Raw genomic sequence first — 26,459 nt, forward strand, 5'->3', positions numbered from 1 at the left:
TGACAGCTTTAATAACCGTAGCGAATAATCGGGTGAAGTATCTGGCGAAACGGCTGGTGCGACATTGGCCTGGCGACACTGGAACTGGAGGGGGCGGATTATCCGGATCGTGCGGCAAGCGCATGCGAGCGTAGTGGTGAAGATCCGATTGCGCGGACCGCTTCACCCCCGTCACGGCCCTCATCACCATAGGTCAAGCACCGAAAGCGTAATGGCACGAAGGTGAATGGGTGTCTGAAACTACGAAGCGCGACGGCGCGCGCGAACGTCCACAACAGATTTTCTGGTTCAGCTACCGTCGAAGGCCCAGCGCAACGTTTTCGCCATCTGTCGCGTCCCGGATCGAACGGCTGGTTTCATGAATACCGGCGAAGCACGCAGACCATGGATTCGACGTGCCCAGTCCGGGAGAAGGTCCACCGCTGCCTGCGCGATGGTTCGTTGAAGCGGTATTGCCAGAGGGTTGCCCGGCGTCTGATGAAGTACCAATCGCGCGACCTTGCGCGTGCGACCGTCTGCAATCAACGCAGGCTGCATTGCACGAAGTGCCTGATTGGTGCCCGCTCGGTTCCGCGGGAGGGCGGCAGCACCCAAAGCAGTGCCTATGGTCGCGAACTCTGCGTAGTAAAGATCCTCCTGTGCAGGCGTCAGTCGACGATCTCCATATTGTTGCCAAGCCGCCAGGAAGGACCATGCTTCGGATAAATGGACCCACGCCAATAAACCTGGGTCGTCGGCACGGTAGGGCGTACCGTCGGGAAGCGCACCGCCGATGTGCGAATGGACCGCGCGGACCCGCGCTATAGCTGCCTCGGCGTCCGTGCGCCCACCATAGGTCGTGGCGGCGATAAATCGCGCGGTGCGCCGCAGCCGGCCGAGCATATCGGTTCGGAAGTTCGAATGGTCCCAAACCCCTGCTAGGACCGCAGGATGCAGCATCTGGAGCAGCAGTGCGGAAACGCCGCCTACCATCATGCTGACAACGTCGCCGTGTACGCGCCAGACCATGGAATCTGGGGGAAAAAGTGCATCTCCGCTTCGCTCCACGGGCTCCTCGCCGCGTGCCTGGTCATTGAACAGCGTCCGGACTTGCCGAACGATGCTGATCTTGGTCTGGTCGCGGATCGATAGCAGGGTGGCGCTCATGCCGTCACGAACGCCCGAGCCCGTATTTAGCTACCGCGGAGAGATAATCGATATTCCATATTTCAAACTGCCGCGAACAGGCCTGGCTTGAGCCAACTCCCGCGCAGTGGGACGTGAACACCAGAAGTCGTGTTCCTCATTCGTCGACTGACAGTATTTTCCGGCGATGGTCGTCGATCCCGTCCAGAAGAGTTCGCACATTGTCGACGATGCGTTCTCTGCGGCCGTAGTCGGCGGGATACTCCAGCGTCCGGAGGCCATCCGGTTGCGGTCGACCACGTCGCTGTCCGAACCCGATATTCGTGCCGCCTCGCTCGTCGGCCGTTCCGCGCAGATCTGATCACCGAATGACCGTGATAGGACGGCGGAACGTTACCTGCGAATGTCTGCAACTGGATCGCCCCGTCATCGCCTGAGCCTTTTCCATCCTAGCCAAATGCCGCTTATCGACGTCAACACGCCCGCGATGGAGAACAGCCAGATCAGCCCATCCCAGGCTGGCCGGTGCAGCGTCAGCACGTTCAGATCCCATTTGTGGAGGAGGTCGAATACCCAGCGGTACACCCGCTGTCGCTTATCGACGGTCCTGAGAATTTCTCCGGTAGCAGGATCGATATAGAACCAGGTCTGCGCCGGATCTGCGAACCGCAGCTGCAACACGGGTAGACGCGGCAACGTCCCGACGGCGTACCAATATGCATCGGGCGCCGCCAGTCGATCGACCGAAAGTAGCGGCGCGGAGCCTGCCAAGCGACGCGCCCCAGCCACGATGGCTTGTGGGCGAGGGCGTGACGGCATCAGCGTCGCTGCATCCAGCGTGGCTCGCTGGCCACCACGATACGCCAGCAGCACGAGCGGGATCCCGGCATTGTGGGTCAGACGCGCCGATACTGCGCCGACGCCCACGACGCGTAGCCGCTCGATCGACAAGACCGGCATCGGATCGGATGCCTGATAGACACGCATCGCCGCCTCGTCCGGCTTTGTCCCACCAAATAGACGACCTGGGTCGACCGACAGCCACCCACTGAAGATCCAGGTGATCAGAAAGACACCGCCCACCAGCCCAGCGACATGATGCCATAGCATCCAGCCGTCGTAGGGCGTCATCCGTGCGCCCTTGAAGCGGCGTGCGCCGATGCGGGTCCGCAAGATGCCGATCCACATCCCCGCGACCGCCGCGGCGATGCAGGGGCCGGACACCCAGAGCACGACCTGACGCCAAGCCGTTTGATCCTGTCGCAGCACCGTCGGATAAAGCCAGTGCGGCACCGAACCAAGCCAGTTCCAGAGCCGCACGGAGCGGGTCGTTACTTGCACCACGGCGCCGGTGGTCGAGGACACATAGGCCTCTGTGCGGGACGCGTCGGCGAGCGTGACCTTCCAGACCGGCCGATGTCGGTCAAAGCCACCAGCAACCGTCCACTGATCGAGTACGAGCTGATCGACGCGCTCGATCGCTGCGTGTGCAAAGCGACCGGCGACCCGGGCGGCATACGGCGCGTCGACCGGCGATAGAACTGCCCCCTGATGGGCTGTGATTGTCGTGCGCGATCCATTCCACTTAGCGATGCGCCAGACTGGCGTGCCGTCGCGCATGTCGAGCAACAGCTCCTGGGGTAGCCGTCCATTTTCAAGCGGGGGCAGTACGTCCACCGCTGCCCAATCGATTGCCTCGCTCCCAGCCTGCTTTTCAGCTGGCGACAGGGAGGGATAGGGCACGTAGAGCATCACCAGCCCGGACAGGAACCACATGGCGAAGAACAGGCAACTGGCAATGCCGATCCAGCGATGGACCAGGTAGAGCCAGCGCCGCGCAGTCTTGCCAGGCGCCGACCGCCTCACGGCGTTAATAGCCGACACGAAGCGAAACTTCGGCGAAGAGGGCACGGCCGAGCGCCCATTGCTGAGTGTTGTACGGACTGGGAACGTCCGGCATGCCTGATAACAGATAGCTGCGCGACTGGCCTTGATCGGCATAGTCATCGGATTGGCGGTGGCTGCCATCCATGCGAGAGGCTAGGTGCTCGGTGACCGGTCCCCCTGCGCCAAACGCGAGTTGGGAGCAGCCCTGCGAGGCGTCGCCGGTCCCGCCTTTGCGTTTTGTCCGCTGCGTATTGAATAGTGCAGTGCCACCATTGCCGGGGTTGTCGGCGTTGCTGACGCCAAGTGCCCGGCTCTCCGCTTCGATCACTGACATGTCCCCGCGCGCGCGAACCGTATCGTCTTCTATGGCCAGCATCGTCGCGGGGAGATCGAGTGGAGCGAGGCGCCGGTTGCCGCCGGCCGCGTTTGGCGTGGTGAGCGTGTCGTGGCATGCAGTCCCACGACCAGGATGTCTTCGTTGGCCGAGGCAGGCGTGGACCGAGCGTTGAGAGATGCCGGGAACAAAGGCGACAGCAAAGCCACCACGACCGCGAAGGCGAGATGTCAGGAACGGCATTACGGTAATTCCCCGGAGCGTCTAGCGAACCCGGCAAGGACCTCCCGCGAACGGCCGGCATCCGCGCCAGCCGGACGCCATCGCGACCGACACGCATGCCCGTGCGGTCCTCACCGCACACGTCGTCGCTCGACGGAGTACCGTGCCGCGGCCACCCCCTGGGCCAGGCAAGAGCGACCAGACGCCGGCAGGTCTCCTGGCTCACGGGTCGTCACACGATGCACGGCCTTCCCAGGCCGTGCGTGACATCACGCTTGGCCCAGTGGCTGCCCCTTCCGTTCAAGAAAGGAGCGATATGCATCGCGCTCGCCGCTTACAGTTGCAGGGACAGCCTCGGCTTCGAACGGCGAACCATCCTCACCGCGTTCCCTTTTAAGTCCCTCTCGGGACACCGACGTGATCATGCTGGACCAATCTAACGGATCAGGTCAGCAGGGGACGATCTATCGCGTTGCAGGTGATCCGGCAACCGATCGAAGCGATCGTCGCAAACATGGACTTCGAGAATTGATGTCCATAGACGAATGACAAAACCTGGGAGAAAGCGAGCGCCCGCGAACGTCCGGGTATGGGTCATCGTGCTAACCGCCATGTAGCTCGTCCACCCGCTCTAGTTCCCGCATGTCGACTCCTCGGACGCCGTCCATCCACCGAAGCGGGCGTAAAGCGTCGGCAGGACGAACAGCGTCAGCAGCGTGGCCGAGATCAGCCCGCCGATGACCACGGTCGCGAGCGGTTTCTGCACCTCGGCGCCAGTTCCATGTCCCAGAGCCATCGGTACGAAACCGAGGCTGGCGACGAGCGCGGTCATCGCCACCGGCCGAAGCCGGGCGAGCGCGCCGTCGTGCGCGGCCCGCACCCTGCCAATGCCGCGTGCCATCAGGTCGTGGATCGACGAGACCATCACCAGCCCGTTGAGCACGGCGATACCCGAGAGCGCGATGAACCCGACCGCGGCGGAGACGGAGAACGGCATCCCTCGAGCCACGAGCGCAAGCACGCCGCCGACGAGCGCGAGCGGCACGCCGGTGAACACGATCGCTGCATCGCGGACCGAGCCGAGCGCGCCGTAGAGCAGCAGCATGATGACCGCGAAGCAGACCGGCACGACGAGCATCAGGCGGTCGCGTGCGGAGGCGAGGTTCTCGAACTGCCCGCCCCATTCGACATAGGTTCCGGGCGGCATCGTCACCTGCGTATCGATCGCCGCACGCGCGTCGGCGACTACGCCGGCGACGTCGCGGTCGCGGACGTTGGCCTGGACGACCACGCGGCGCTTGCCGTTCTCGCGGCTGATCTGGTTGGGTCCATCGACGACCGCGATGTCGGCGACGGTCGACAGCGGCACGAAACCGCCTGCCGACGTCGGGACGGGGATTTGCGCCACCAGGGTAAGGTCCGATCGCGACGCTTCGGACAGGCGTATCACGACGGGGAAACGCCGGTCGCCCTCGAAGATCATGCCGGCCTCGCGTCCGCCGATCGCTGCGGCCACGGTGTCCTGCACGTCGCCCGCGGTGACGCCGATGCGCGACATCGCCATGCGGTTCGGGCGGATGTCGAGCATCGGCAGGCCCTCGGTCTGCTCGACGCGGACATCCACCGCGTCGCGGGTCGTGCGCAAAACCGCGGCGATGCGGTCGGCGGCCGCGTTCATCCCGCCGAAATCGTCGCCAAAGATCTTGACCGCGATATCCCCGCGCACGCCCGCGATCAGTTCGTTGAAGCGCATCTGGATCGGCTGCGTAATCTCATACGCGTTGCCCGGTAGCGCCGAGAGTTGTCGCTCCATCCGCGCGACGAGCGCTTCCTTGGCGAGACTCGGGTCGGGCCATTCCGCCTTCGGCTTCAGGATGACGAAGGTGTCGGTGGCGTTCGGCGGCATCGGATCGCTCGCGATCTCGGACGTGCCGGTGCGCGAGAAGGCGAAGCGGACTTCGGGTTGGCGCGCGAGCAGCTTCTCGACCTGGAACTGCATCGCCTGGCTTTGGTCGACCGAGGTGCCGGGGATGCGGACCGCCTGGACGAGGATGTTGCCCTCGTCGAGCTGCGGCAGGAATTCCTGCCCAAGCGTGGTGAAGGCGACGCCCGCCAGCGCCAGCGCGCCGACGGCTATGCCCAGCGTGATGCTCGGGCGGCGCATCGCGTTGCCGAGACCCGGTTCGTAGCGTCGGCGCAGCCAGTCAATAATCCGGCTCTCTTTCTCGTCGACGGGCCGGCTGAGCGTGACGGCGATCGCCGCGGGGACGAACGTCATCGACAGGACGAAGGCGAAGACGAGCGCGATGATGACGGTCAGCGCCATCGGTTCGAACATCTTGCCCTCGACGCCGGTGAAGGTGAGCAGCGGCGCGTAGACGAGGATGATGATCGCCTGGCCGTAGACCGAAGGGCGGATCATCTCGCGCGCCGATGCCGCGACCAGGTCGAGCCTTTGTCGCAACGGCAATGGCTCGCTGCGACCATGTTGCGCATCACCCAGGCGGCGGAGCGCATTCTCGACGATGATGACGGCGCCGTCGACGATCAGCCCGAAATCGAGCGCGCCGAGACTCATCAGGTTCGCCGACACCCCGGCCTTCAGCATGCCGATGCTCGTCAGCAGCATCGTGACCGGGATCACCAGCGCGGCGATCAGCGCCGCGCGGAAATTGCCGAGCAGCACGAACAGTACGACAATGACCAGTACCGCGCCCTCGGCGAGGTTGCGGGCGACGGTCGCGATCGTCGAATTGACGAGTTCGGTGCGGTTGAGCACCGGCTTCACCACGACATCGACGGGAAGCGCGCGGCCGATCTGCTCCAGCCGCGTGCCGACGCCGGTCGAGACGGTGCGGCTGTTCTCGCCGATCCGCATGACCGCGGTACCGACGACGACCTCGTGGCCGTTCTCCGACGCGGAGCCCATCCGCAATGCCTGGCCCGTGCGGACGGTGGCGATCTGGCTGAGCAGGATCGGCACGCTTTCGCGCGTCGCGACCACGGTGCGTGCGAGCTCGTCGGCGTTGCGGATCCGACCGTCGGCGCGGACCGCGAGGCCTTCGCCGTTACGGTCGACGATGCCGGCGCCTGCGCTGGTGTTGTTGCGTTCGAGCGCGGTAGCGAGGTCCTGGAGCGTGATCTTCATCGCCGCCATTCGCTGGATATCGGGGACGACGAGATACTGCTTGGTATAGCCGCCGAGGCTGTCGACCCCCGCAAGTCCCGCGCTGCTTTTCAGCTGCGGCGTGACGATCCAGTCCTGCACCGTGCGCAGATACGTCGCCTTGTCGGGTTCGCTGACGAGGTGGTCGCCTTCCGGCGTGATGTAGCTGCCGTCCTTTTGCAAGCCGGGCTCGCCGTTGCGGTGGCGGACCTGGTCGAGCTCGCGGTACTCGACCGTCCACATGAAGATGTCGCCGAGACCCGTGGCGATAGGCCCCATCTCGGGCACCACGTCGTCCGGCAGGTCCTCCTCGGCGGTGCGCAGCCGCTCCGCCACCTGCGACCGCGCGAAGTAGATGTCGGTCTTCTCGTCGAACACCGCGGTGACCTGCGCGAAGCCGTTGCGGCTCAGCGACCGCGTGTAGTCGAGGCCGGGGATGCCGGTGAGTGCGGTCTCGACGGTGAAGGCGACCTGTTTCTCGATCTGGTCGGGCGACAGTGCGGGTGCGCGTACGTTGATCTGGACTTGGTTGTTGGTGATGTCGGGGACGGCGTCGATCGGCAGCCGCTGGATGGCGAACATTCCGGCGAGCGCGGCGGCGAGCGTCAGCAGGAGGACGAGCCAGCGCTTCTCGACGGCGAGCGTTACGATACGAGACAGCATGGCCTAGTCCTCGTCCTTCGCCGCGCCCTTGCCGAGTTCGGCCTTGAGCGTGAACGAGTTGGTCGAGGCGATGCGCTCCTCGCCGCTCAGGCCCGCGGTCACGGTAACCGCGCCGCCATTGGTGCGACCAAGAGTCACCGGCGTCGCCCGGAAGCCGGTCGCGGTGCGGACGAAGACGTGTGGCCGGTCACCGATCATCTGCACGGCAGCCGAGGGCACGGCGACGCTACGGTCCCCGCTCGCGGGCAGCAGAACCGACACGCCGACATTCTCGCCGACGCGCCAGACGCCGCCCGCATTGTCAATCGTCGCGATCACGGGGACGAGCCGGGTGGTTTCGTCGAGGATCGGCGAGACGAAGGTAACGCGGCCGTCCTGGCGGCGGCCGGCGGACGTGACTTCGACGCGTGCACCCGGCCTTACGCGACCGGCATCCGCAGGAACGAGCGACATCGTCACCGACACCTTGGCGAGGTTGGCGACGCGGAAGATTTCGGCGTCGGCCGCGACCTGTTGCCCGAGCGTAGCCGACCGGGCGATCACCTGGCCCGAAATCGGCGCGCGTACCGCGATGCGGTTCAGCGCGCCGCCTCCGCCACCCGTGGCCGACAGTTGCTGTCGCGCGAGTCGGAGCGCGATGTTGGCCTCGGTCGCGGCGGTGCGGGCTGCGACCAGGTCCTGCTCGGGCGACACGCGCTCGGCGAACAGTCGCTGTTCGCGGCGGAGAGTCGACTGGGCGAGTGCGGACCGTGCACCGGCCGCCTCGACCTCGGCATTGAGCGACGCTGCTTCGCGGCTCTCGATGATCGCCAGCGTCTCGCCACGGCCGATCGATTGGCCGAGGTTGCGGGTGAGCGAGACCAGCCGGCCGCCGATCGGCGCGGCCACGACCTGCACGCCCTGCGGATCGCCCTCGATCGTCGCGGGCAATTCGATCGCGCCGGTGACGCCGCCGACGGTCGGGCGCGTGACCTCGATACCGGCGTCGGCGATCTGCTGCGCCGACAGGGTCACGACCGTGGGATCGCCGGAAGTCATCTCTCGGTCCTCGTTCGCCGTAGCGTTCGCTGCGGGCGCCGTGTCGGGGGAGGGGCCACAGCCTGCGAATGCCAAGGCAGCAGCGGCAGGCGCGATCGCGCGCAAGATCGTGCGGTTCATCGGTCGGTGTCCCTGGCAATCGGCGCTTCGGCAGTCAGCCGTTCGAGGCGCGCACGTGCGTCGTGATAGGCGGCAAGCGCGTCGATCGCGGCCGTCCGTGTGTCGAGAAGCGTGCGTTCGGCGTCGAGCAGGTCGAGTTGCCCGAACTTGCCTTCACGGTAGCCGATCCGCGCGATCCGCGCGGCCTCCACGGCCGCGGAGAGCGCAGGCCCGGTCGCGTTGCGCGCTGTGGTCGCGGCGTTTGCCGCCTCGGCCTGCGTGGTGGCGATGTCCTGCTCGGCATCGAGCAACGCCACGCGGTGCAGCGCATCCGACTGGTCGCGTTGCGCGTCGGCAACCGCAACCGCAGATCGTCCGCCGTTGAAGACGGTTAGTGGGATCGAGACGCCAAAGACGGCGGCGGTGTCGTTGGTCTGCTCGAGCCGTCGGGCGCTGGCGCTGAGCGTCAAGTCGGGTACGCGCTGGCTTCGCGCGAGCCGCACCTGCGCGGTCGCGGTGTCTAGATCCGCGCGGGCTGCCGCGGCGATGAGTGTGCCCGTCGAACCGGATGGCTGGACGGGGCCGAGCGCGTCCACCTGCTGGAACCAGGAGTCGTCGAGCGCGCCGACCGGCATTCCAATAAGCCGGGCAAGGTTCGTCCCGGCAACGGCGGCTGAACGGTCCGCCCGTTCCAAGGCGCCCTCGGCCGCAAGGCGCGCAACGTCTGCGCGCTGTTCCTCCAGTGGTGAGGCGCGCCCCGCCTGCACCCGCACCTTGGCGGCGCGGAGCACTTCGGCGGCAATCCCGACCTGATCGCGCGCGACCGCTACACGACGTTGCGCGGCTACCCCGACGACGTATGCCTGCGTGACCCGCAGTCGGAGGTTGGCGCGCGCAATCTCTGCTGCGATACCTGCGCGGCCGATCTGCGCATCGGCGAGTGCCATCCGGGCCTGCCGCTTGCCGCCGCGTTCCAGGGGCAGCGCCAACCCCAACGTCGTTTCGGACGAGCGCAGGCCCCGATAGATCCCGGACCCCGCGACGTTCTCGGTCTCGGCGACGATCGACGGGTTCGGCCGAAGCGCCGCGACCTGGCGCTGTGCCTTGGCGGCTCGAACGCCGGCGGACGCGGCATCCTGGAAGGGCGACGACGCGCCGGCGCGGTCAAGCGCGTCGGCGAGCGTAAGGACCGGTTCCGCCAAGACCGACGGACGGGTCTGGGCCTGCAGCGACGATGCGCAGGACCCGGCGGCCATGACGGCCGCGATGATGCGATGCATTGGGATGCTCCTGACGATGTGGACGCGGGCGCGCACGGCGCACCCAATCGACATGTCAGGCTTGCGGCGGTCTCAAAGCGGTGTCGGCGTCCCGGCCCACGAGCGTAGCGTCCGCCGTGGTCGCGAGCGTGGAGCAGGTCGGGCCAGCCCTACCGGCGAGCGAGTTAGCATCCGGCGCGCTCATGTGATGCGCGTGGCAGCTGCCATGATGGTGTGGATACCCCTTGTCGGCGTCGGCCGTGATCAGTTTTCCGTCATCGTCGACGTGCGAACCGGCTTGGTACTGGCTCGTTTCGATGCATCCGCCGACTTCAGCCGCATGCGCCACCCCGACCCAGGCGGTCAGGACAAGCATCAGACAAGCAAGGAGGGGCAGGAGCCTACGCATCGATCCGGGTGATAGCAGATAATGGTATTGCCGTAACCTGGCACCGCGGAGCGCTCGGATAGCAGTCTTTCTAGCGATCAACGAATCATCGGAGTTGGGAACCAGCGCCGGTGCGAAACCCGGCCAGGCGATCGGGAGTGCGACCGGCTACGTCACGTCAAGCGCGACACACCCGTTGTCGGCGATCGCCACGTAACCGCGCATCTACAAGCGCTCTGATGTCGATTGGTGGACCCTGAACGAGCGACCGGTGGCAGGCGGCGGAAGGCACTACGAAGCCGGGTGACGGTCTCACTTGGTGCGGCATGTGCGCATGGATTCTGTTGATCGACAGGATTGTGTCATGGCGGTGAAACCTATTTGGCATAGCGATTGCCGGTGAACTGGTGGTGCCCGCAGTCGACAAGACCCCTCCGGGCCAAGCTAGTTACGATCATGCCGGGGATCGCCGCGTTCTGCGTGTATTTTGCGATGTACGGGTTTCGCAAGCCGATCGCGGCGGCAGGCTTCGACGGTGTACCGGCGGTGATCGCCGGGATCGACTACAAGACGGCGCTGATCCTTTCGCAGGCGGTTGGCTATGCGGTGTCGAAGATGATCGGGGTCCATGTCGTCTCGGTCCATCGGCCCGAGCATCGCACCCGCCTGATCCTGTCGCTGATTGGTGCGGCGTGGGTGGCGCTGCTGCTGCTCGCGCTGTTGCCCGCCCGGCTTGGCCCGCTGGCGATGCTGTTGAACGGCTTGCCGCTCGGGATGATCTGGGGGCTGGTGTTCAGTTATCTGGAGGGACGGCGCAACTCAGAGGTGCTTGCGTCTATCCTGACCGCGAGCTTCATCCTGTCGTCGGGCGTGACGCGATCGGTCGGCAGCCTGTTGCTGGAGCACGGCGTCAGCGCGTTCTGGATGCCGGCGCTGACGGGGCTGATCTTCACGCCGTTGCTGCTGGCGGGCATGGCGGCGCTAGCGCGATCCTTACCGCCGGACGTCGCGGACTCCGAGGCAAGAGGCGTGCGCGGGCCAATGGATGCGGTAGCGCGGCGTGCCTATCTGCGAGGGCATTGGGTACCGGTGACGGCGCTGGTCGCGGGCTACACGATGCTGGCGGCGCTGCGTGACCTGCGTGACAATTTCGCACCCGAACTGTGGACCGCGCTCGATCATCCGGCAACGCCCGCGCTCTATGTCGCGACCGAGGTGCCGGTCACGGTGATCGTGTTGCTTGGCCTGGCCATGCTGGGGCTGGTGCGTGACAATCGGTATGCGGTGATCACGATCCACGGCGTCATCGTGGCGGGAGCCGCGATCCTGGCGGGATCGATGTTGGCCTTGCGCGCAGGGGCGATCGGCCCGGTGACCGGCATGATCCTGACCGGCATCGGTATCTACCTGGCCTATGCCCCGTTCAGCGCGATCCTGTTCGACCGTATCATGGCCGCGAGCCCTTCGCCGGGTACGGCCGGCTTCCTGATCTATCTGGCGGATGCGTTCGGCTATTCGGGGAGCATCGGGCTGTTGCTCATGCGAAGTGCGACCACCCCGGGGCGTGACTGGCTGGGGTTGTTTCTCGATGCGGGTGTGCTGACCGGTGCCGCGTTGCTGGTGCTGACGTTCGTATCCGCGCTCTGGTTCGTTCGCCCCCCGCCGGCGCGGTGAGGGTGCTCAGGCGAGGTGCAGCCGGACACCGGCGCGTGTCGCAGCCTCCGCGATCACCGGCGGCGCGGGCAGGTCAGTGACGAGGTCATGGATCTGCGTGAAGTCGGCGACATGGACGGTGCCGGGGCGGTCGAATTTTTCCGCGTCGGCAACGACGATCACTCGGCGCGCACCGTCGAGCAGCGCCCGTTTGTACGCCGCCTCGTCGGGTTCAAAGTCCATCAGGCCGCGCTTCGCCTCGATCGCGCCCATCGACAGGATCGTCGCGTCCGGCGCGAACCGGCGCGAATAGCGGATCGCCTCCTCGTCGAATGTTGCGCGGTAGTCGACATTGATCGCACCCCCGGCCAGGAAGACGCGGATCCCGTCGCGACCCAGCATGTCGCTAGCAACCTCCAGATTGTTCGTGACGATCGTCAATCTCCGGCGATCAGCGAGCGCGCGCGCGACCCAGCACGAAGTGGTGCCTGAGTCGATCAACACGGTCATGCCGTCTTCGATGAGCGTCGCGGCACGGCGGGCGATCGCCTGCTTCGCGTCCGCCTGCGCCTGCATCCGCAACCGGTATGGCGCTTCGAGCCGATTGTCGGGAAGCTTGACCCCGCCATGCACCTTGTACGCGCGACCGCTCGCTTCGAGTTGCCGCACGTCGCGTCGGATCGTCTCGTCCGATACCGCGAAATGATCGGCAAGCATCGTGATCGAACACGACCCTCGCGCTTCGAGCAATGCGACCAGACTGGCGATACGATCCGACTGCGTCACACGGCTTCTCCCATCCGGCCTGTTTCTCCGCATCTCCCGTCGGGCACAAGCCACAAAATGCCAACAATATCCACACGATGTCACAGTCATGTCACACGGCGCTTGCAAGGGCTGCGTCACAGGATGCCCGGCAATGCTCGGACCGTGGCAAGGGGAAGACGACATGACCAAGTGGATGATGGGGGCTGCGATCCTGGCGATCGCGGCGACGACGACCGCGCGCGCTCAGACGACCGTAACACCGTCCGCGGCGCCGTCTCGTGATACGGATCAGCCGGGTAACGACGAGATCGTCGTGACCGGTCAATCGACCGCTTTCGCCAACACGCGCGTGACCGCGGCGATGATCGACCGCCAGTCCGCGCTGGCCAGCGTCAACGACGTCATCAACGAACTGCCCGGCGTATTCGTCGCGGAGGGGGACGCGTTCGGATCGTCCGACTGGGCGACCTCGATCAGCATCCGCGGCTTCAACAGCGGCGGTGGCGGTGGCCAGCAGATCGGCTCGACGATCGACGGCATGCCGAACGGCGGCTCGGGCTATGGCGGCGGATCGCGCGCCAATCGGTATATCGACGTGCTCGACCTCAAGACCGTCAACGTGTCGCAAGGGACCGCCGACATCTCGTCGCGCTCGAACGAAGCGCTCGGTGCGACGCTGGACTACGTGACTTCCGATCCAACCGCGGACAGCCGGTTGCGCTTGACCGCCGCCGGGGGTGATTTCGGTGCGCGCAAATTCTACGTACGCGGCGATACCGGCACCATCGCGCCCAACACCACCGCTTATCTCAGCGCGTCGACCTCGCGGGTCCGCGACTGGATCGGCGGATCGGGCAAGACGAGCCGCGATCATATCGACGGCAAGGTGCTCAGCCGCGTCGGTACGGTCGACCTGACCGGGTTCGTCTCGTACGACGATGCGGACGAATCCGAGTTCGGGTCCGTATCGCCCGCTCAGTTCGCGAACGATCCGAACCACGACGCGTATACCGACAGCTGGACCGGGCTGCCGTATGTCGACCAGGCCTATCGCCCGACATCGCGCGCGCTGCGGAAAAACCTCTTCGGGTATCTGAAGGCGCGTACCGAAATCGGCGAAGTGAAGCTGCAGGCAGCGGGCTATTATCACCGGATGCACGGCCGCGGCGATTTCGCCCCGCCGTATCTGGTCGACGCGCGCAACGATGGCGCCGGCAACCCGGAAAGCGAATATGTCGGCGGTCCGACCGTGCGCGGCAGCGATGCGCTCGGCAAGATCTACTTCGTCACGCCCACCGGCGCGGCCGCGACGATGACCGCCGGTTGCGTAGGAACCAGCGGTGTGCCCGCGGAATACTCGCCCACCTGCTACGCATCCAACGCGACCCCGGTTATGTCGTACCGCCACACCCACTACAAGAACGACCGCATGGGCTTTACCAGCGACGTCGACTGGCAACACGACTTCGGCGTGGTCCAGAACCAGTTCCGCGCGGGTTTCTGGTTTGAGCACAGCCGCGCCAACCAGCTTCGCGACTGGCACAAGATCACCAACGCGCGGGTCGGGCCGGCCTTCGACGGCACGCCGTATTACGTCCAGTTCAGCACCGACTACGGGCTCGACGAAGTGATGTATTATGCCGAGGATGCGGTTACCTACGGGCCGGTCACCGCACGGCTCGGCGTCAAGCAGTTCTTCCTCGACCAGAGCCGGACCGAACTGCTCGGCAATCTGAGCGCGACGTCGATCCAGTCGCATTCGGATCCGCTGATCAACGCCGGCCTGACCTATGCGACACCGTTGCAGGGCATGGAACTGTTCGCCGGCTATTCGCAGAACTTTGCCGCGATCGGCAACGGCCCACTCGGCCAGCCGCCCGAGACGATCCGCAACCTGCGGCCGGAAACCGCGAACAACATCGAGATCGGGGCGCGCTATAACACCGGGCGGATCCAGGCGTCGCTGACCGGATACGACATCAAGTTCAAGAACCAGATCGTCTCGATCTCGTCGAACCTTGTCACCGGGATCGACTATCTGGAACAGCAGGACAGCGTGTATCTCAACGTCGGCGGGGTGAAGAGCCGCGGTATCGAAGCGGCGCTGGCCTACCGAGTGCTGCCACCGCTGACGCTGTCGGGCAGCTTCACCTACAACCACGCGACCTATATCGGCACCGGCAACGCCGCGCAGGATGCCGATGTCGGCGTGACGCCCGGCCAGCAGGTGATCAATTCGCCGCGCACGATGTGGGTGGTCTCGGCGGACTATAAGAAGTCGATCTTCAAGGCTGGCATCGCCACCAAGTTCGTGGGCGATCGCAACATCGACACGCAGGGTGTCGCCAAGGCCGGTAGCTTCACGCTGGTGAGCGGCTATGTCGGCGCCGACCTGGAGGCGGTGAGCGGGCAGCTTAAGGGCGTGTCGTTCACGGTGCAGGCGACCAACTTGACCGACGAACGCTATCTGTCGAGTGCCGATGGCGGCTCGGCGTTCCTGGGCACCCCGCGGACCGTGACCGCGTCGCTGTCGCTCGACTTCTGATCTGAAACGGGCATGGTCCGCCGACGTTTGCGGATCATGCTCTTCTCCTGTGGATTGCCCCGATGACCGATCTCTCTCGTCGCACGCTGCTCGGTGCGAGCCTTACCGGTGCGGCGCTCTCTGCGTTTCCCGCGGCGATCGCGCGGGCGGCGGCGATCGCGCCGGACGTGAAGACGGGCTCGATCATGGATGTCGAGCACGTCGTGATCCTGATGCAGGAAAATCGCGGCTTCGATCATTATTTCGGGTCGATGCGCGGTGTCCGCGGATTTGCGGACCGGTTGCCGATCCCCGTTCCTTCGGCGTTCGACGCGACGAAGCCTGCGCCGGTCTGGTACCAGCGCGACCGAACCGCACCCGGCGGTGCGCGTACGGTATTGCCGTTCCACCTTGCCACGCGCACCAATTTCGACCTGATGCGGATGGAGGGCACGCCGCACAGCTGGCCCGACGCGCAGCGCGGCTGGGACGAGGGGCGGATGGCGCACTGGCCCGAAGCCAAGAGCCAGCGCGCGATGGGGCATTACCGGCGCGAGGACATCCCGTTCCAGTTCGCGCTCGCCGAGGCATTCACGGTCTGTGACGCGTATCACTGCTCGGTCCAGACCGGCACGAACACCAACCGCTTGTTCCTGTGGAGCGGCACCAACGATCCCGGCGGCACGCTGGGCGGTCCGGCGATCGGCAATTCGCACGACAGCTTCCCCGAGAACGGCGGCAATGCTGAACCGTATCGCTGGACGACGGTCGTCGAGCGATTGCAGGCGAAGGGTATCGACTGGCGCATATATCAGGACATGGCCGACAATTTCACGGACAACCCGCTGGTCGGCTTTGCTGCGTTCCGCGATGCGCACCGGGGGGCGGGGGACGCCGCTTTACGAGAGCGGGCGCTGACGACCCGCGGGCTCGACGTGTTGCGTACCGACGTGCTCGCCGGCCGCTTGCCGCAAGTGTCGTACGTCATCGCCACGGCGAAGGGCTCGGAGCATCCTGGCCCATCGAGCCCCGCGCAAGGTGCCGCTTATACCGCCGAGGTGCTCGACGCGCTGACCGCTGACCCCAAGGTCTGGGCGCGGACTGCGTTGTTCGTGATGTTCGATGAGAATGACGGCTTCTTCGATCACGTCCCGCCGCCGGCACCACCGTCGCATGCCGACGACGGTACGGTAATGGGTGGGTCAACGGTCGATCTCGAGGGCAGCTATCATCGCCACCCGAGCAAGGGCGATGCGGCGCTCGATCTCCCCGCGTATCGCGGTCGGGCTTATGGGCTAGGCCCGCGCGTGCCGATGTATGTGGTTTCGCCATGGAGCCGGGGCGGGTGGGTCAATTCGCAGGTGTTCGATCACACGTCGGTGATCCGCTTCCTCGAACGCCGGTTTGATTTTCACGAGCCCAATATCGCACCGTGGCGCCGTGCAGTGTGCGGCGACCTGACTTCGGCGTTCGACTTCACCACCGCGGATCCCGCTCCGTTTGCCGCCATGCCCGATCCGCGCGGCGACGCCGTGCGCGCCGCGACGATCCCCAAGCAGGTCAGCCCGCAGGCGCCGGTCGGCATGTCTCTTCCCTGGCAGGAACCGGGCATTCGACGCGCCCGCCCGTTGCCTTATGCCTTGACCGTCGGCGAGACGGTCGCCGATGGCGGGATTCAACTCCGGTTCGCTGCCGAGGGCACGCAGGCTGCGGTCTTCCACGTTTATGACCGGACCAACCTGACCCAGGCGCCACGCCGCTTCACCGTCGAACCCGGCCGTGCGCTGGACGGGGGCTGGGCGTTCGACGGCGCTGGGCGCTACGATCTTTGGGTGCTTGGCCCGAACGGCTTCCACCGTCATTACAGGGGGAATCGTGGCGATCCGGCGCCGTTGTCCGGCTTAGTCTGGCACCCGACCCCTACCGAAATGACGGTGCTTCTCCCCGATGGGCGGCGCACCCACACGCTGGTTGGGCGTGCCGAACGCGTTGGCACGACGACCCTTGTGACACCGCTGACCGAGGCACGGCATAGCTGGCCGCTAAGCAAGAGCTTCGGATGGTACGACATTACCGTCGTCGCAGCGGCGGTCCCGAACTATCTGCGCCGGGTATCGGGGCGGATCGACGCACCCGGCCGGATTACGTGCAGCGACCCGTTCGTGACCGTTTAGCAGATCTGACCGTCTTCCATGAGGCTTGACGAGACCGTGAATCCTTGACCGCGTCGCCCGACCCTCGCCAGCGATGGTGGAGCGGTACCGACCTCTTGTTTTGGCGCCCAAGCGTCGAGGTTGCGTGATGCCGTCATATCCGGCGCCCATTGCCGATGCCGACGCGACCGATCGGATCAACGGCGATCCGTTTGACCGCCCCGAACAAGCGTGCCTGGTGTCGCCATCACGCGCGACACCGGCGAAGGACGCCAGATCGCCCTGTGCGGCCTCGGCCCCGATTTCACGCGCACGCAACTCAACGGCATGGAAGTGCTCGGCAACACCGCCTCCGGCATGGACAATCGCAGCAACGTCAGCCGCAGCCGCGGCTTCGATTTCAGCCTGTTCGCCTCCGAGCTGTTCAACCGCGTGAGCGTCCAGAAGAGCTACGCCGCCAACCAGGACGAGGGCGGCATCGCCGGCACCGTGCAGCTCTTCACCGCCAAACCATTCGACTATGCCGGCCAGAAGATCGTCCTGTCCGCGAAGGGACAGACCAACGACCAGACCAGTGGCGTCACCCCGCGCCTCGTCGGCCTGTTCTCGCAGCGCCGGGGCGATTTCGGTGCGCTCGTCTCGGTCGCCTATTCGAAGGTCGCAACAACGAATACGGCTATCGCAACTGGAACTGGGGCAAGGTCACCTACGGCGCGAACAACATCGGCCCAGAGATCGACGCGCCGACGCGGGCGCTGCTGCGCGGCGGGACGATCTTTGCGCCTCAGGCCCAATCCCCGTCGACCTGGTACACCGATCGCGAGCGGATCGGCGTCACGAGCGCGCTGCAATATCATCCCGGCGACAACTTCAAGATCGACGTCGACCTGTTGTACGGGCACCTCGCCGACAAGCGTGACGACTGGGCGATCGCGGCCGGCGGCTACAACGCGCTGACCGGCAACGTCAGCGGTACGCAAGTCATCCGGTCCGCGACGATCCAGGGCAATTCGCTCGTCGCCGCCAGCTATACCGGAATCGATTAACGTACCGAGCATCACCGCGTCGAGAACCAGACCGACTTCTACCAGGCGGTGGCGAATGTGAGCTGGGACGTCGGCGATCGGCTGAAGCTGACCGCGCTCGGCGGGTACCAGAAGTCGAATTTCGTCCAGCCGACGTTCGACAAGATCTTCCTACAGGCACGAAATACCGCGTTCAGTTTCGACATGCAGCCGACGATCCCCGTCAACACCTACGGCTTCGACCTCACCAACCCGGCGAACTGGAACGTCCAGCGGCTGGTCACGCAGGAGAACATGATCAAGAGCGACTATCTCAATGGTCAGCTCCAGGCGGTCTACGATCTCACGCCGATCCTGAAGCTGGAGGTCGGCGGCAAGTATAAGCGCTTCACCAACAGCGGGTATCAGTATCTCACCAACATCTTCTACGGCACCGCGGCGACCAGCGATCGCGCGATACCCGACGCGCTGAAATACGTCATAAACCGCGACCGCCTGCTCCCGTATATCGGCGGCGACATTGCCGGGATCTACGCGCTGCTCGGCAACAACCGGGATCTGACCGCCGCCAACCTGACCGCGGGCAGCGACTTTCGCATTCGGGAGAAGACCTGGGCGAGCTTCACGCAGCTCGATCTTGACACCGATATCGGCTCGATGCGGCTGCGCGGCAATGCAGGCGTCCGCTACTATCATACCGACCTGGTCTCCAGCGGTTCGCTCGCCACCGCGACCAACGGCGTCACCACGTTGCAGCCGGTCACGGTCGGGACCAGCAACGACGATTGGCTGCCCGCGCTCAACGTCGCGCTCGACATCACGCCGAAGCTGATCGCGCGCGCCTCCGCCAGCCGCAACGTCAACCGTCCCGGCCTGCCCCAGCTTGCCGCGGCGGGGACGCTGACCGTGGCGCCGTTCGGTGGGTCCGTCTCCGTCGGCAACCCCAATCTCCAGCCGTTCCGGTCGACTTCGGCGGAGGCGGGGCTCGAATATTACATGGATCGCAACGGCTTCGCGTCGGTCGGGTTCTTCTGGAAGGACCTCAACAGCTTTATCACCTCGGAGACGTCGCAGGTTCCCTACAGTGCGACGGGCTTCCCGGTCTCGCTGCTGTTGCCGAGCCAGGACGGTACGACGCCGTACAACTACACGCGCCCGATCAACGGGGACGGGGCCAGCATCAAGGGTATCGAGGCCGCGTTCCAGCACGACTTCACCTTCCTGCCCGCGCCGTTCGACGGGTTCGGCATCGTCGCGAACGGCACCTGGATCGATGGCGACCAGACCGCGGTCTACAACGGAGTCGTCAAGAGCATCCCGCTCTACAATCTGTCGAAATGGGCGGCCAACGCGACGCTCTATTACGAGACCGAACGCTTCGGCGCGCGTGTCTCGACCGCCTATCGCAGCCGGTATCTGACGGGGGCAGGCGGCAACGCCAATGTCGGCGACGGCATCCGCCCGACCAACAACGTCGATTTCCAGGTCCGCTACAGCCCGGTCAAGAACCTGCGCTTCGTCGTCGAGGGGATCAACGTCACCAACCGGCCGATCGAGCAGTTCACCGATCTCTCGACCGACCGGACGCTCGTCTACACCCGCAGCGGTCGCATCTTCACCTTCGGCGTGACGACCAGTTTCTGAACTCCACGTCCGCGCCGGCAACGGCGCGGACGGCGTGCGGCCATAGGTAGGACAAGGGGCAGTATGTCTCTGCTATGCGGCTTCTGCTTCGGCGGTGCATTGCGCCGCATTGGGTGCGGAGCTGGCTCCATGCCGGAGTTCCGCCCGTGCCGCCCCCATGTCGCGTCGGAACTCGGCAGAGCCGTGCAGCATCGCGACCAGCACCGATCCCGCCATATACCCCGCCTCGACCGCGCTTCTGCTATGCGATCCGCAGATGTAGCGGCTCTCGCCATATTGGCGTCCGCGGCGCAGGATCTGGGTGGCGCGGTCGGGCATCAGTTCCGCAAGGATCAACGCGGCGGACCAGCCCGAGCTCGTGTGTCCCGACGGGTAATCGCCATTGTTCGCCAGATGGGCGGTCTTGGGTTCGCAGATCGGCAGGTCGTCCTTGAGATACGGACGCTTGACGGCAAAGCCATCCTTGGCGCGGCCGACCATGCTCTGGTCGCCCATCCGCGCGAAGATGCGGGTGAGGGCAGGGGATGATGTCGCGTCGAGCTTGCGGCCGATCGCACAGGCGAAGACGGTGAAGCGATCGTCGGTCACGTCGCGCGTCGCCATGTCGCCGCGTGGCGTGCCGAGCAGAGCGCGGGTCTGGCGGAAGGTCGCGCGGTCGTCGAGGTCCTGTGGCGATCCGGGTTTGGGAGGGGCGGGCAAGATCTGCATCAAGTCCGGCATCGGCTGGTTGCGCAAGTAATCCGTCGACGCGGTCGCGCCGGTGGCCAGCGCCAGCACGGCAAAGAGTGCGAGCGTCCGCATCACTTGGGACCCGTGTCGAGATCGCCGCAGCCCTTCGGACGGCGCACGGGGTTGCAGCGAGCGACCACACCACCGGGCAGAGCGACGTGATACCCTCCGGCCAAGCGCGGGTCGGGCCAGAGATAGTCGGTCGATACAAACTGCGCGCCCCCCGCCAGCGCGGTGTCGCGAGGGACGATGTCGTTGGCACGGGCCTCGCGCGTGTTCGCGTCGGCACGCGTGCGAACGATGAACCCCGCGGCGACATCGCGGCGGATGCGATCGGCATCGCGAACCGGATCGTTGAGCGTCAGATAGGCCGCCGCGGGCGATGCCTCGTCGGTGTTGATGAAGAACACGCGGCCTTCGAGCGAGCGCCGCTTGCCGCGATACACCGCGACCTTGGCGGGGGGCTCGTCCAGCGCGAACAGGAATTTCCCACGCGAGGCCTTCAGCAGCGGCCAGTTGTCCGCCAGCACCGCAGCCCGCAGCGTGGGATAGCGTCCCTGCACGTCATCCGGCACGATCAACTTGCCGGGCACGATCACCGAGCGGATTTCTCCATCGAGCGCATCATACGCCGCCGCGTCGAACGGTAGCGCATCGATCCCGCCCCGCGCCGCGTTCTGCTCGTCCTTCGCGTTGAACATCAGCAGGATCGGCACATGCCGCGGATGCTTAGCCGACCAGTCGTGGATGATCGTCAGGCATTCGGTCAGCAGGACGCAGCTCGAGGCGTTGTCGATGCCGGGGATGTGCAGCACCTTGAAGCCCGGCCGTTGGAGCTTTGGATCGTCCGAACCCCGCGCGTAATGCCCGCCCTGCGGATCGTAATTCACGTCGATCTCGAGTTGCCGCGCACCGGCGTCGAGCTGCTCGGTCAGACTGCGATGCGAGTAATCGAGCGCATCCGCCATCGCCGGATCGACAGCGCGGACCTTTGCCATCGTTGCGGCGGGCATCGGCTGCTTGTAGCTGTTGTGCGTGCCGATCACCGCCACGTCGTTGATCCTCAGCGGCGGCAACGTGTCGCGTGCTATTGCTGCCTGAGAAAGAAGGCCAAGGCTCAACCCCGCCACGATCGATCGCTTCACGGATACTCTCCCGATCAGAATTTGAACAACACCGAACCCTGCACCGCGCGGCCGACGATCGGTCGCGTGAGGATCACCGCACCGTTCGCCGCGCCCGGCACCAACGGCTGCCCCCGCCTTGGCCAAGCCCGAGCGCGTTCGACAGGTCGGTACCCTTTACCTGCACGGTGATGTTCTCTTGATGAGGACTCATGGGAGATCTTTCGATCAATGCCACAAACGATCGTGGCCAAGCTTGCGGAGATCAACAGCCGTTCAAAGCCATTGCAGCCGATCGCATTGCAAACAGCCTGTCAGATGCTGCTGGCGGAAGATTGCCCCACGCAAACGCAGACCGATGCGGGGCGGCTTCCGACCATATGCGGGCGGCCAACTGCGACACCTGAGCAGCGGTTGCCGGGGAGCCGCTGGCAACGCAGTAAACCAGTTCGTCCGGCATCAGGGGAGATAAGCTGTTCACTTGGGCGGCTCCGATAGAAGTGCACAGCCCCTAGATCAGCTTCGTTGCGGCCTCATGACATAGCTGCCAATTGGCCCACCTCGATAGCCTCACTGGTTGATGTGATCACCTGAACTAACGGCAGGTTTCGGGAAGCGGTCAGAGCCGCCTGAACGGCGACTTATGGCTCGTTTGTCCGTGAACTTTCCTTTACTTCAAGGGCACGGCTGGCGCCGTGTTCGGTTCAGTCGAAACGGCCGGTATCACAACGTCGTCACCATAATCTCGCGATTTTGAGATGGCGCCACTCTGACGGCAAGCGGCGATGCATTTGGCGTCTACAGGTTGGAACGCGTGCCGTCCGTTCACAATCACGGCTGCCCCCGACGTCCGCTGACTTCGCCAAACATCGCTCGCCACTGGGAAGCATAGGCAGGCGAGTAGACGGTAGACGCGTGATAAGGATTGTCGCCCTGCGCAGCTGGGGGCAGTTCGCCATCGAACACAAACTGGTGATCTCGAGGGATACGGAGCGCGGTGTAGGCGTGCGCGAGGAGTTCGGTGGTATTTTCGCGCGCGTGGCGTTCGGCCCACCAACGCCCCGGCGGTGTTGCCGATCGTTCGAACAACCATGGCGCGGGTTGCCGCCGGGGGCCAAACTCATCCCACGGGCTCGAGAACAACACGACGCGGTTCACGGGAAACCTCTTGGCGATGAACGCCGCCATGCCCGCGCCCTGCGACAGTCCGGACACCACGATCCTCGGCCATAAGGGTCTGCCGCCCGCGTTCAGATACTCCGCCCATCCGAGTTTGGGATGCTTGCGATCGAGATAGCGGAGCACGGCGGTCAGACGCGACACGACGCTTTCGGCAGGAGGATTCGACACCGGTCCCGCCCCGCCGAACACACGTGCGGTTCGGAACCGCGCGGAACATTGCGGGGGGCGCGGGGGACAGACTTGGGCCACCGCGGGCGTGTTGTTATACGGCAGATAGAGGACGCGGTACCCTTGGCCCGCAATCGTCCTCATCAGCAGCATCGGCGCGTATTGCCCACCGTTTGTGCCCGGTAGAAACACGACCAACGGCGCATCTCGTGTGGCCCGCCCTGCGTTCAGGACCACGTTCGGGTCGTTGAACCGCTGGATGCGCGGGTCCGCAGCCGACGGCAAAATCCGCTCGACATCGCTCTGTGCCGAAGCGCTGGACGTTGTCAGGATCACGACCAGCGCAGAAACGACCTTGTGGGAAGAATGCTTTCTCACGCTAACACCTCCGATTGCGATGATCGTCGAGGATCGTGGGTGGTGGGATTCTCGACCCTCCAGCCAGCAACAAGCGCCCATGCCTTACCGGCGCACCAGCTTGAGCATGCCACCGTCATACCAGGGCAAGGCTAGCACCCCGCCCGCGCCTCGGAAGACCACGGGGTTGTCACCGGGGCCCCAGCTGCCGGATCGGCATTTGATTGCGAAAGTCGTCGGCCGCGGCATGCCGAGCTTGCGAAGTTGCACGCGTAGCTCTGCCGGCGCTGGTTTGTCGACCCGCACGAACTGTGGGTTCGAGCAAGCATCGTGCGTCGCCTGCGGCTGATCCCAGGCAAGACGCGTTCGGGAAAATGTCAGGCGCTTGCCCATCAAACTCGGATCGTTGTCGCTAAGGGCTTGCACACCCTCGTCGTCAACCGCGACGCCTGCCACCTGCCAATGGCCAGCGAACGCAGTCACATCGGCCCCAGATTGCGCGGTTGCCGCTTGCACAGCGAGGATGGCGGTCACCGATGCGATGGCCATAACGCGTGCTCTCATCATTCGCTCTTTCCTTGTTGAAGCCCGTCGACGCGGTACATCCCGAGCGCAGTCACGTCGGTAGTATCGCAGGGATGGATCTTGGGGCGTTCGTATCATCGCCCCTTTCCAGTACCGTTCCGCTGGAATGTCGCTTGCCGGCATGGTCACTCGTCTCCGAAGTCGATGCAGCGTTTTGAAGCGTGTCTGTATCCGAGGCATGACAAATCAACGACTTATGTAACATTTTGTCACGTGGCTTGCCTTCGGGCGGTTGCTGGTCTTCAGTCAGACATGCCCGATCGTCCGATCGTTGCCGTCTGCGAGGACGATGCCGACATCCGTGAACTGCTCGCGGCCTACCTAGCTGCACAGGGCTTTGTCGTGGAGACCGCAACCGATGCCGTGGCACTCGACAGCGTGCTCGCGAACACCAAAGTGTCGCTGGTGGTGCTGGACTGGATGTTACCCGGCGAGAACGGTCTGTCCGTGTGCCGACGCCTGTCAGCCGGTAAGGGTCCACCGGTGATCATGCTCACCGCACGGGACGAGGATGGCGATCGCGTTGCGGGACTCGACGGCGGTGCGGACGATTATGTATCCAAGCCGTTCAACCCCCGTGTCTTGCTGTCGCGGATCAACGCTGTCCTGCGGCGTGGCGGTGCTCAGGTGGACGGCGATGTGCTGAGGGTTGCCGATCTGACGATCGATCCGGATGCACGGCGGGTTATGCTGGACGAACGTGACGTTGCGTTGACGGCGTCCGAATATGACCTGCTGCTCTGCTTCGTACGCGCGCCGCAACGGGTGTTGTCGCGTGATCAGCTTCTGGATGCCACCCGGGGCCGTACCGCCGACATGTTCGACCGGACAATCGATATGCAGGTGAGCCGGTTGCGCCGTCGATTGGAGGAGTCGGGTAGCGAGGTCGCGGTACTCATTCGCACTGTCCGCAACGCCGGCTACATTCTCGCCGCCTCGACCCGCCGTTGATGACGAGGTGGCGATGACAGGGCGTTTCGACCTGTTCGGACGGTTGCTGCTGATCCTTGTCGGCAGCGTGCTTCTCCTGGGTGCCACCAGCGTGACGCTCATTCTCGTCCACGACGAACTGCGGCCCCGGCGTCCATCGACCTTTCCCCGCGTTCGGCAGGCGGCGGGGCTCATCGACCTCGCGGTCGGACCGAATGCACCCTCACGCCTAATTCTGCTGCGGGCGGCCAACGGCTCGGATCTATCCGCGGTCATTCTGGCCACCCCGCCGCCGCCTGGCAAGTTGCAGCGCGCGCCGAAGCTCACCGCAAAACTGAAGGGGTTCATGAGAACCACCACACCGGTGATGGCTTACACCGATCCTCGCTACCGGCCTATTCGCAGAGGCAGCCCGATCGAAGGCTTTCTGGCGCGCGCAATCGCTCGCCTGCCCGACGGCAGCGTGCTGGTGCTGACAACCAACGCAACCGGGGACCAGGAGCGACCGCGCCTGTTCGGTCTGCCGGCCAGCCTATGGATGGGGGTTCTCGCGGTTATCGTCGTGCTGCTGGCCTTGTGGCTGACGGCACGCGAGACGCGGCCGCTCCGGGATCTCGTACGCGCGACCGAACGCTTCGACGGAACCGCCGTAACGACCGTCACGACGCTAGTTGGCGCTGCTGACATCCGTCGTACGGCACAAGCCGTGACCGCCATGCAACGACGCGTGATCGACCTGCTGGGAGAGCGATCCTTGATGATCGGGGCCATCTCCCACGACCTCCGGACGCTTCTCACGCGTATGCGCCTGCGGGTCGTGGTGCTCGACGACCCGGCGCGCTCAAAGCTGGAAGCCGATCTGGATGGCATGGATGCCATGCTTGCCGACGCGCTCGCCTTTGCGCGGGGCACGACCGGCAGCGTTCGCGACCATGTGGACCTGGCCGACCTGGCAGCCGCAGAGGTGATCGAACGGGAAATACGCGATGCCGCCCCCGAAATAACGACGGACCTGCATGATGCACCCTGCCTCGGGGATGCCCACGCGTTGCGCCGCGTGATCGCCAATCTTCTCGACAATGCCCGCAAATACGGCCGCGGCCGAATACACCTGTCTGTTAGGCAAAGCGGTCATGCGGTCCACCTGTCAGTGGAGGACAATGGCCCTGGAATACCGCTGGATCAGCGCTCTGCAGTCCTCGCGCCTTATCATCGGGGGGACGATCCTCAGCACCGCCGACTTGCAGGATCCGGGCTGGGATTGGCGATCGTTCAGCAGATCATGCGTGCTCACGGCGGCTTGCTGACGATCTCCGATTCCAAATTGGGTGGGGCGAAGGTTGCGGTGCAGTTGGATAGCGATCGGGCGCCGCGCGACTGTGACAACCGAAAAAATCACTGATGTCGGGTGACCAAGCCCGGCAGTTGCCAAACGG

At 65.1% G+C, this 26,459-nt stretch carries 21 protein-coding genes and 1 riboswitch; of the genes, 9 read left to right on the plus strand and 12 right to left on the minus strand.

What is annotated here, in order from left to right:
* Nucleotides 1–288: 288 nt before the first annotated feature.
* On the minus strand, nucleotides 289–1,146 hold the full coding sequence (locus tag AC1ME3_RS11405) for an oxygenase MpaB family protein (RefSeq protein ID WP_480953240.1): 858 nt from the start codon (nucleotides 1,144–1,146) through the stop codon (nucleotides 289–291).
* A gap of 166 nt (nucleotides 1,147–1,312) precedes the next feature.
* Between AC1ME3_RS11405 and AC1ME3_RS11410 the strand changes: the two genes are divergently transcribed.
* Nucleotides 1,313–1,486, plus strand: a complete 174-nt coding sequence (locus AC1ME3_RS11410; RefSeq protein ID WP_480953241.1) for a hypothetical protein — start codon at nucleotides 1,313–1,315, stop codon at nucleotides 1,484–1,486.
* 65 nt (nucleotides 1,487–1,551) lie between these two features.
* Here the strand turns inward: AC1ME3_RS11410 and AC1ME3_RS11415 are convergent, their stop codons facing one another.
* From AC1ME3_RS11415 to AC1ME3_RS11440, 6 genes are all read right to left on the minus strand, one after another.
* Nucleotides 1,552–2,991 (minus strand): PepSY domain-containing protein, encoded by a 1,440-nt coding sequence (locus AC1ME3_RS11415; RefSeq protein WP_480953242.1) that lies wholly within the window; start codon nucleotides 2,989–2,991, stop codon nucleotides 1,552–1,554.
* Between the two features lie 4 nt (nucleotides 2,992–2,995).
* A complete protein-coding gene (locus AC1ME3_RS11420; protein WP_480953243.1) occupies nucleotides 2,996–3,589 on the minus strand; it encodes a hypothetical protein in 594 nt (197 codons plus the stop codon).
* Nucleotides 3,590–3,758: 169 nt separating this feature from the next.
* Nucleotides 3,759–4,000, minus strand: a riboswitch (cobalamin riboswitch).
* 199 nt (nucleotides 4,001–4,199) lie between these two features.
* A complete protein-coding gene (locus AC1ME3_RS11425) occupies nucleotides 4,200–7,397 on the minus strand; it encodes an efflux RND transporter permease subunit (RefSeq protein ID WP_480953244.1) in 3,198 nt (1,065 codons plus the stop codon).
* Between the two features lie 3 nt (nucleotides 7,398–7,400).
* Nucleotides 7,401–8,555 carry an efflux RND transporter periplasmic adaptor subunit gene (locus AC1ME3_RS11430; RefSeq protein WP_480953245.1) on the minus strand — a complete coding sequence of 385 codons (1,155 nt, stop codon included), beginning with the start codon at nucleotides 8,553–8,555 and terminating at the stop codon, nucleotides 7,401–7,403.
* On the minus strand, nucleotides 8,552–9,814 hold the full coding sequence (locus AC1ME3_RS11435; RefSeq protein WP_480953246.1) for a TolC family protein: 1,263 nt from the start codon (nucleotides 9,812–9,814) through the stop codon (nucleotides 8,552–8,554). Before AC1ME3_RS11435 ends, AC1ME3_RS11430 begins: the two co-directional genes overlap by 4 nt.
* Nucleotides 9,815–9,869: 55 nt before the next feature.
* Nucleotides 9,870–10,169, minus strand: coding sequence for a hypothetical protein (locus AC1ME3_RS11440; RefSeq protein WP_480953247.1), 300 nt, complete (start codon nucleotides 10,167–10,169; stop codon nucleotides 9,870–9,872).
* 468 nt (nucleotides 10,170–10,637) lie between these two features.
* Here AC1ME3_RS11440 and AC1ME3_RS11445 point away from each other — a divergent pair, with 468 nt between their 5' ends.
* Nucleotides 10,638–11,855, plus strand: a complete 1,218-nt coding sequence (locus AC1ME3_RS11445) for a DUF5690 family protein (RefSeq protein ID WP_480953248.1) — start codon at nucleotides 10,638–10,640, stop codon at nucleotides 11,853–11,855.
* A gap of 6 nt (nucleotides 11,856–11,861) precedes the next feature.
* Here AC1ME3_RS11445 and AC1ME3_RS11450 read toward each other — a convergent pair whose 3' ends face one another.
* Nucleotides 11,862–12,620, minus strand: a complete 759-nt coding sequence (locus AC1ME3_RS11450) for a DeoR/GlpR family DNA-binding transcription regulator (RefSeq protein ID WP_480953249.1) — start codon at nucleotides 12,618–12,620, stop codon at nucleotides 11,862–11,864.
* Between the two features lie 163 nt (nucleotides 12,621–12,783).
* Between AC1ME3_RS11450 and AC1ME3_RS11455 the strand changes: the two genes are divergently transcribed.
* The 5 genes from AC1ME3_RS11455 to AC1ME3_RS11475 all read left to right on the plus strand — a co-directional run bounded on the left by AC1ME3_RS11455 (nucleotide 12,784) and on the right by AC1ME3_RS11475 (nucleotide 19,948).
* Nucleotides 12,784–15,147 (plus strand): TonB-dependent receptor domain-containing protein, encoded by a 2,364-nt coding sequence (locus tag AC1ME3_RS11455; RefSeq protein ID WP_480953250.1) that lies wholly within the window; start codon nucleotides 12,784–12,786, stop codon nucleotides 15,145–15,147.
* A 62-nt stretch (nucleotides 15,148–15,209) separates the two neighbouring features.
* Entirely contained in the window at nucleotides 15,210–17,300 is a 2,091-nt protein-coding gene (locus tag AC1ME3_RS11460; RefSeq protein WP_480953251.1) for a phosphocholine-specific phospholipase C, read from the plus strand.
* Nucleotides 17,301–17,510: 210 nt separating this feature from the next.
* On the plus strand, nucleotides 17,511–18,236 hold the full coding sequence (locus AC1ME3_RS11465) for a TonB-dependent receptor plug domain-containing protein (protein WP_480953252.1): 726 nt from the start codon (nucleotides 17,511–17,513) through the stop codon (nucleotides 18,234–18,236).
* Nucleotides 18,170–18,325 carry a hypothetical protein gene (locus tag AC1ME3_RS11470; protein WP_480953253.1) on the plus strand — a complete coding sequence of 52 codons (156 nt, stop codon included), beginning with the start codon at nucleotides 18,170–18,172 and terminating at the stop codon, nucleotides 18,323–18,325. Before AC1ME3_RS11465 ends, AC1ME3_RS11470 begins: the two co-directional genes overlap by 67 nt.
* A 57-nt stretch (nucleotides 18,326–18,382) precedes the next feature.
* Nucleotides 18,383–19,948, plus strand: coding sequence for a TonB-dependent receptor (locus AC1ME3_RS11475; protein WP_480953254.1), 1,566 nt, complete (start codon nucleotides 18,383–18,385; stop codon nucleotides 19,946–19,948).
* Nucleotides 19,949–20,020: 72 nt separating this feature from the next.
* Here the strand turns inward: AC1ME3_RS11475 and AC1ME3_RS11480 are convergent, their stop codons facing one another.
* From AC1ME3_RS11480 to AC1ME3_RS11495, 4 genes are all read right to left on the minus strand, one after another.
* On the minus strand, nucleotides 20,021–20,749 hold the full coding sequence (locus tag AC1ME3_RS11480; RefSeq protein ID WP_480953255.1) for an acid phosphatase: 729 nt from the start codon (nucleotides 20,747–20,749) through the stop codon (nucleotides 20,021–20,023).
* Entirely contained in the window at nucleotides 20,749–21,822 is a 1,074-nt protein-coding gene (locus tag AC1ME3_RS11485; RefSeq protein WP_480953256.1) for a phosphatidylinositol-specific phospholipase C1-like protein, read from the minus strand. Before AC1ME3_RS11485 ends, AC1ME3_RS11480 begins: the two co-directional genes overlap by 1 nt.
* A gap of 810 nt (nucleotides 21,823–22,632) precedes the next feature.
* The gene (locus AC1ME3_RS11490) at nucleotides 22,633–23,529 is read right to left on the minus strand and encodes a BPSS1187 family protein (protein ID WP_480953257.1); all 897 of its coding nucleotides are present in this window, start codon (nucleotides 23,527–23,529) and stop codon (nucleotides 22,633–22,635) included.
* Nucleotides 23,530–23,613: 84 nt separating this feature from the next.
* Nucleotides 23,614–24,057, minus strand: a complete 444-nt coding sequence (locus AC1ME3_RS11495) for a hypothetical protein (RefSeq protein ID WP_480953258.1) — start codon at nucleotides 24,055–24,057, stop codon at nucleotides 23,614–23,616.
* A gap of 288 nt (nucleotides 24,058–24,345) precedes the next feature.
* Between AC1ME3_RS11495 and AC1ME3_RS11500 the strand changes: the two genes are divergently transcribed.
* Together AC1ME3_RS11500 and AC1ME3_RS11505 are read left to right on the plus strand one after the other, a co-directional pair.
* The gene (locus AC1ME3_RS11500) at nucleotides 24,346–25,044 is read left to right on the plus strand and encodes a response regulator (protein WP_480953259.1); all 699 of its coding nucleotides are present in this window, start codon (nucleotides 24,346–24,348) and stop codon (nucleotides 25,042–25,044) included.
* Nucleotides 25,045–25,057: 13 nt separating this feature from the next.
* Nucleotides 25,058–26,425: an ATP-binding protein gene (locus AC1ME3_RS11505; protein WP_480953260.1), complete on the plus strand. Its 1,368-nt coding sequence runs from the start codon at nucleotides 25,058–25,060 to the stop codon at nucleotides 26,423–26,425.
* Nucleotides 26,426–26,459: the final 34 nt, after the last annotated feature.

It is taken from the genome of Sphingomonas sp. BL2 (assembly GCF_056680015.1).